The organism is Exiguobacterium sp. E4787 (assembly GCF_018618375.1).
In the GTDB taxonomy this organism is placed as follows: Bacteria; Bacillota; Bacilli; order Exiguobacteriales; family Exiguobacteriaceae; genus Exiguobacterium; species Exiguobacterium chiriqhucha.
Window position 1 is genome coordinate 62,978 of the sequence record NZ_JACSLY010000014.1, and the last position, 7,238, is coordinate 70,215.

The following is a 7,238-nucleotide window of genomic DNA, read 5'->3' on the forward strand; positions in this document are numbered from 1 at the left end:
AAGTATGAAAGAAAGGAAGTGACGACATGAAAAAAGTGTCGATTACAACCGAGTATGTAACGCTCGGACAATTTTTGAAGTTGGCTGATATCATTTCAAGCGGAGGCCAAGCGAAGTTCTTCTTAGAGGACATTCAAGTGAAAGTGAACGGTGAGATTGATCAACGTCGCGGACGCAAACTACGCGATGGGGACACGATTGAGGTCGAAGGTTTCGGAGACTTCCAAATCGAGGGTAACTAACGTGCATTTAAAGTCGATCCGATTGCAAAACTACCGCAACTACGAAACCCTCGAGCTAGATTTTTCAGAACAGACGAACGTTCTCATTGGTGAGAATGCCCAAGGGAAAACGAATCTGCTCGAATCGATTTACGTACTTGCGCTCGCAAAGTCACATCGGACGACGCAAGACCGTGAACTGATCGGCTGGGAGGCGGATGCAGCGATGGTCGAGGGACGGATTCATAAACGGACCGGGGAGACGGTCCAGTCGCTCACGTTTTCACCGAAAGGGAAGAAAGCGAAATTGAACCACCTCGAACAACGCCGCCTCAGCGATTATGTCGGCGCTTTTAACGTCGTGCTGTTCGCACCCGAAGACCTTGCCATCGTCAAAGGTAGCCCGCAAGGACGACGACGGTTTTTAGATATGGAAATCGGGCAAGTGAGTCCTGTCTATTTACATGAATTGAATCAGTATTTGAAGACACTGAAGCAACGGAACGCCTTGTTGAAGCAACTGTCCATCAAAGGCGGGGATGAGACGCTACTAGAGGTGCTCACCGATCAAATGATTGAGCTTGCCGTGAAAATCGTTTCGCGACGTCATCATTTTATCGATCAGCTTGAAAAATGGGCGGGACCCATCCATTCCGGCATCACACGTGACTTGGAGACACTGACGATTCAATACGTATCGGATACATTCCAAAAAGAACGTTACCCAAAAGAGGCGATGTTTGAAACGTATCGACAAAAGTTTGATAAAATAAGAGAGAACGAACGAAGACGAGGCGTGACGTTATTTGGTCCGCATCGAGATGACTTTGAATTGTATGTCAACAATCGCAACGTCCAAACGTTCGGTTCACAAGGCCAGCAACGTACAGCGGCTTTGTCTTTAAAGTTAGCGGAGATTGAACTGATCCACGAAGAGGTCGGAGAATATCCATTGCTTTTGTTAGATGACGTGTTATCTGAATTAGACGACCATCGCCAAACCCATCTGCTCGACACGATGGGCCAAAAAGTCCAAACCATTATCACGACGACCAACATTGATGGCATCGCTCACGAAACGATTCAACAAGCGAAGGTGTTTCACGTGAAACAAGGCGAAGTTGAAACGGAATCTGTATAACGTAAGACCAATCCATATGAACACCAATTCATGTATAGTAGGTGAACAAAACCGATGAGTAACGAAAACGAAAAACAAATGCAAGATTATGGTGCTGATCAGATTCAAGTGCTTGAAGGGTTAGAAGCCGTTCGTAAACGCCCGGGGATGTATATCGGTTCAACGAGCTCACGAGGACTCCACCACTTGGTATGGGAAATCGTCGACAACTCGATTGATGAAGCGCTCGCCGGACACTGTGACACGATCACGATGACAGTAGAACCAGGCAACTCGATTGTTGTCGAAGATAACGGACGCGGGATTCCAGTCGATGTTCAAAAGAAAACGGGCCGTCCTGCCGTCGAAGTCATCTTCACCGTCCTTCACGCCGGAGGTAAGTTTGGCGGCGGCGGATACAAAGTTTCAGGCGGTCTGCACGGTGTCGGTGCCTCGGTCGTCAACGCGTTGTCGACGAAGCTTGAAGTGTTCGTCCGTCGTAACGGCAACGTCTACTATCAGTCATTCAAACGCGGTGTCCCACAAGGCGAACTTGAAATCGTCGGTACGACCGATACGACTGGTACAACTGTCCGTTTCTTCCCGGATGGGGATATCTTCGAAGAGACGCTCGAATATGACTTTGATTTACTCGCCACACGTTTGCGCGAACTTGCCTTCCTGAATAAAGGACTCCGCATCGTCGCCAAAGACGAGCGCAGCGATGAGACGATTGAACGCAATTATCACTACGAGGGTGGAATCAAGTCATACGTTGAACATTTGAACCGCTCGAAAGCCTCAATCCACGACGAGCCTGTCTACGTACATGGCACGAAGGATGGAATTGAAGTCGAGATTGCGCTTCAGTACAACGAAGGATTTGCGAGCAACATCTATTCATTCACGAACAATATTCCGACCCATGAGGGCGGAACGCACGAGACTGGATTTAAAACGGCGCTCACACGTTCAATCAACGACTATGCAAAACGCTTCGGTCTCATGAAAGAGGCTGATGGTAGCTTGTCAGGGGATGACGTACGTGAAGGATTGACGGCGATTGTCTCGGTCAAACACCCGTCACCACAGTTCGAAGGGCAGACGAAGACGAAACTTGGTAACGCAGATGCACGTACAGCCACAGACTCGCTCTTCACAGACACGTTCGAGCAATTCTTGCTTGAAAATCCATCTGTCGGTCGATTGATCGTCGACAAAGGCTTAATGGCGGCCCGTGCCCGTCTCGCAGCGAAACGTGCTCGTGAGATGACACGCCGTAAAGGGATCCTTGAAGTCAGTTCATTGCCTGGGAAACTAGCCGACTGTTCATCGAAAGATGCATCGAAGTCTGAACTGTACATCGTTGAGGGTGACTCGGCCGGCGGTTCAGCGAAATCAGGTCGCGATCGTCACTTCCAAGCGATTTTGCCAATCCGAGGTAAAATCATCAACGTCGAAAAAGCGAGACTTGATAAGATTTTAGCCAACCAAGAAGTACGTACGATTATTACAGCGCTCGGGACAGGGATTGCGGAAGAGTTCGATCTCGGGAAGGCTCGTTATCATAAGTTAATTATCATGACCGATGCCGACGTCGATGGAGCCCACATTCGTACACTGCTCTTGACGTTCTTCTATCGCTACATGCGTCCGCTCGTCGAGAGCGGGTATGTCTATATCGCGCAACCACCACTTTACGGCTTGAAGCACGGGAAAGACGTTACTTACGTGCAGAACGACCGTGAATTGCAAGAAGCGATTAAACAGCTTCCGGAGAATGCTCGTTACAGCGTACAGCGTTACAAAGGTCTAGGTGAGATGGACCCTGAACAGCTGTGGAGCACGACGATGAATCCAGAGACACGCTCGATGCTTCGTGTCGACCTTCAAGACGCCATTGAGGCGGATGAGATCTTTGAGACGCTCATGGGTGACAATGTCGAGCCGCGACGTGATTTCATCCAATCACATGCGCATTACGTGAAAAACCTCGATATTTAAAAAGAAGGGTAGGCAATAACGAATGGCAGAACAAGAAAATATCAAGGATATAAATATTAGCCAAGAGATGCGCACCTCGTTCATGGACTATGCGATGAGCGTTATCGTGTCACGTGCCCTCCCAGACGTACGCGACGGTCTGAAACCGGTTCACCGTCGTATCCTATATGCGATGAACGAACTTGGAATTCGTGCTGACAAGCCCCATAAAAAATCGGCCCGTGTGGTCGGTGACGTTATCGGTAAGTATCACCCGCACGGTGACTCTGCCGTTTACGAGACGATGGTTCGGATGGCGCAAGATTTCAGTTATCGTTATGAACTCGTCGATGGTCACGGAAACTTCGGATCGGTCGATGGAGACTCTGCCGCAGCGATGCGTTATACAGAAGCACGTATGTCGAAAATCGCGATGGAACTCGTCCGTGATATCGGCAAAAACACGATTGATTACCAACCGAACTTTGACGGAGAAGAGAAAGAACCGGTCGTCATGCCAGCCCGGTTCCCGAACTTCTTGGTCAACGGGACGAGCGGAATCGCGGTCGGGATGGCCACGAACGTACCGCCGCATAACTTGAACGAAGTCATTGACGGTGTTCTTGCGTTGACGCATAACCCGGATATCACCATCTCCGAGTTGATGCAGCATATCCCGGGGCCTGACTTCCCGACAGCCGGCGAAATTTTAGGACGTAGCGGAATTCGCCGCGCCTATGAGACTGGTCGTGGATCAATCACGATGCGGGCCAAAGCTGAAATCGAAGTGTTGAAAAATGGTCGTGAACGGATTCTCGTTCATGAAATCCCATATCAAGTGAACAAAGCACGCCTCGTCGAAAAGATTGCCGATTTGGTACGCGACAAGAAAATCGAAGGCATCACTGATCTTCGCGACGAGTCGGATCGTAACGGGATGCGTGTCGTCATTGAAGTACGCCGCGATGCGAATGCCAGTGTCATTTTGAACAACTTGTATAAACAAACGCCAATGCAAACGACGTTTGGGGTCAACATGCTCGCCCTCGTTGGGGGACGACCGAAGACGCTAAACTTGAAGCAAGCGATTTATTACTACATCGAGCACCAAAAAGAAGTCGTCCGTCGTCGGACGCAGTTCGATCTTGACAAGGCCGAGGCCCGTGCACATATCCTCGAAGGATTGCGCGTTGCCCTCGATCACTTGGATGAAGTCATCGCCATCATCCGCAGCACGCGGACCGGTGACGAGGCCCGTGAGAAATTGATTGCCCGTTTCGGGTTATCGACCGAGCAGACGCAAGCGATTCTCGATATGCGTCTTCAACGTTTGACTGGACTTGAGCGTGAGAAAATCGAAGGCGAGTATCGCGAGATTCGCGCCTTGATTGAAGAGTTGCGTGCCATCTTAGGCGACGAAGAACTCTTGCTTCAAATCATTCGCAACGAGTTGACAGAAATCAAAGAGCGTTACGGCGATGCACGTCGGACAGTCATCCGTACGGATATCATCGAGCTTGAAGATGAAGACTTGATTCCAGTTCGCGACATGATGATCACGCTCACGAGCGAAGGTTATATCAAATCAATCCCAAGCGACTCGTATCGTACACAACGCAGAGGCGGACGAGGCAAGCAAGGGATGGGTACGAATGACGAGGACTTCGTATTACGTCTCTTGTCAGCTTCGACGCATGATACGATCCTATTCTTCACGAACTTCGGTCGCGTCTTCCGCTTGAAAGGGTATGAAATCCCAGAGATGAGCCGGACTGCGAAAGGGATGCCGATTATTAACTTGCTACAAGTCGATAAAGGCGAAAAAGTCGAGACGATGATTCCGGTCGACTTCAATAGCTACTTGGCAGACAAAGCCATCGTTGAGGATGGAAGTGAAGATTCGGAAGCTGAAGTGGCAGACGAGCAGTTGTCGCTCGTGTTTATCACGAAGCAAGGACTCGTCAAACGTTCACCGCTCTCGGCTTACGCCCGCATCAATAAAAACGGACTTCGTGCCATTAGCTTGAATGATACGGACGAATTGGTTACTGTCCGTCTTGCGAAGAGCGATGACGAAATGTTAATTGTGACGCGTGAAGGGATGTCGATTCGCTTCCCGCTTGCGAGTGAAGTACGGTCGATGGGCCGTACCGCCCGAGGTGTCCGTGCGATTCGTCTGAAGAAGGATGACGATCAAGTCGTTTCGATGGAAATCGTACGCCCGACGCAAGACGTATTGATTATCACGGAAAAAGGCTATGGCAAACGAACGCCGATGGAGCAATTCCGCACACAAGGTCGAGGTGGTTCTGGAATTATCGGAATCAAGACTGACCGCGGTACCGTCGTCGGTATGCGAGTCGTGGATGAGGACGACGATATCATGCTCATGACCGAGCTCGGTGTCGCCATTCGAATCGATTCACAGACGATTTCGCAAATGGGTCGCAGTACGCGCGGTGTGAAAGTGATGAACATCGAAGACGGCGATCGTTTGGCTACAATTGCCAAATTGAAAAAAGATGAGCTACAAGAGGAATCAGCAGATGAGATGGAGAATGGATTTGATGGTGAAGCACCAGAAACCGACCTATCGTCTGAAGTGACCGAATAAGGCGAAACAGGTCGAGCGGAGCTTCCGTTCGACCTGTTTTCATACGATTAGGAGGGATAACCATGCGACTCGCTATTTCAAACGTGCACGTAGGTATGACGCTCTTAACATCTGTTTCTTCATTAGAGGCAGGGATTAGACTGACGAACGAACATTTACGTTTGCTCCGCTTTTTGAAAGTTGAGGCGATTGAAGTCGCTCCGGTAGAACGCCGTCCCTTTACACATGAGGAAGAACGCGACTTATGCGAAAAAATTCTTCAGTATGAACGTCACTATAATCAATGGGAAGAACGGATATCACCGAACCCATATGAGGCTCTTGAATTTATTCATCAGTTATTTCGCCAAGACTACCCACTATCAGCAATCGTCACGTTTTTCACGAACCAACCGTTACGTAAAAATCATGTGATTCATCATGCGATTTATCGGGCGCTCGTCGCAAAAACGTTATCGAAATATCGGGGGGACGAACATCGGCTTCAGTTTGACTATGGAATCGCTTCTTATTTCGCTGATACCAGTTACGCTAAAATTCGCAAATGGTCACATATGCGCTATTTTACAAAAATGGAACGTGAGCTCTTGTATCAACATCCACTCGTATCGATGGCGATGTTACCTGAAGATCAGACATTGCGACAGCGTGTCGGTAAATTAGTGGCAGAGCATCATGAGCGGCTCGATGGATCGGGCTTCCCAAACCGTCTCGAAGAGCGAGCGCTTCATCCGGCCTCTCCTCTATTTATCGTGGCAGATCGTTTTTGTCAGTTGACGGCACCGCGAACATTTCGAGCTGCACTCACTCCGGAAGAAGCTTACTTCTATATGTGGCAAAATGAAGCGTACGATGGAGAGGCGCTCACACTGTTAGCTACGTTACTCGGCTTTTATGAAGTGGGTCGAACCGTTTTGTTGAGTAGTGGGGTTCGTGGGAAGATTCATCATTATACACCGAGTGTCGAACAACCGATTGTCGTATCAGAACCGACGCAAGAAACGTATGATTTAACTCGTTTAGACGAAGTGCGAATCATCGCATTTCAATAATAGAAAGTGTGTTCCTTCTATATAGTGCAAAGAAGGAGCACACTGCTTTTTTATTCTTTTAAAATATTTTATTTTTATAGTTGACGAAAGAGAATGCAGGTGCTATTATAAATGAGTCGCTAAGAGCGGCAGACGAACTTTGAAAACTGAACGATGAGGCAAAAAAGTTTTACAATGTTTGAATGAAGCGCAAGCTTCGTCATTTTTAAAGAGCTATATCAAATTCTTTGGAGAGTTTGATCCTGGCT

Annotated in this window: 5 protein-coding genes; all 5 read left to right on the forward strand. The window is 48.6% G+C overall.

Annotation, left to right across the window (positions count from 1 at the left end):
• Positions 1–26 precede the first annotated feature (26 nt).
• A complete protein-coding gene (yaaA, locus tag KNP80_RS13765; RefSeq protein ID WP_128123800.1) occupies positions 27–242 on the forward strand; it encodes a S4 domain-containing protein YaaA in 216 nt (71 codons plus the stop codon).
• A gap of 1 nt (position 243) precedes the next feature.
• Entirely contained in the window at positions 244–1,362 is a 1,119-nt protein-coding gene (gene recF, locus KNP80_RS13770) for a DNA replication/repair protein RecF (RefSeq protein ID WP_021067844.1), read from the forward strand.
• 54 nt (positions 1,363–1,416) lie between these two features.
• A complete protein-coding gene (gene gyrB / locus KNP80_RS13775) occupies positions 1,417–3,345 on the forward strand; it encodes a DNA topoisomerase (ATP-hydrolyzing) subunit B (protein ID WP_021067843.1) in 1,929 nt (642 codons plus the stop codon).
• 22 nt (positions 3,346–3,367) lie between these two features.
• A complete protein-coding gene (gene gyrA, locus KNP80_RS13780; protein WP_214718823.1) occupies positions 3,368–5,938 on the forward strand; it encodes a DNA gyrase subunit A in 2,571 nt (856 codons plus the stop codon).
• Positions 5,939–6,000: 62 nt separating this feature from the next.
• Positions 6,001–6,990: an HD-GYP domain-containing protein gene (locus tag KNP80_RS13785; protein ID WP_214718825.1), complete on the forward strand. Its 990-nt coding sequence runs from the start codon at positions 6,001–6,003 to the stop codon at positions 6,988–6,990.
• The last annotated feature ends 248 nt before the right edge of the window (positions 6,991–7,238 follow it).

Coding starts and splice junctions, on each gene's coding strand:
- yaaA (WP_128123800.1), top strand. CDS start 27: ATGAAAAAAGTGTCGATTACAACCGAGTATGTAACGCTCGGACAATTT.
- gyrB (WP_021067843.1), top strand. CDS start 1,417: ATGAGTAACGAAAACGAAAAACAAATGCAAGATTATGGTGCTGATCAG.
- gyrA (WP_214718823.1), top strand. CDS start 3,368: ATGGCAGAACAAGAAAATATCAAGGATATAAATATTAGCCAAGAGATG.
- KNP80_RS13785 (WP_214718825.1), top strand. CDS start 6,001: ATGCGACTCGCTATTTCAAACGTGCACGTAGGTATGACGCTCTTAACA.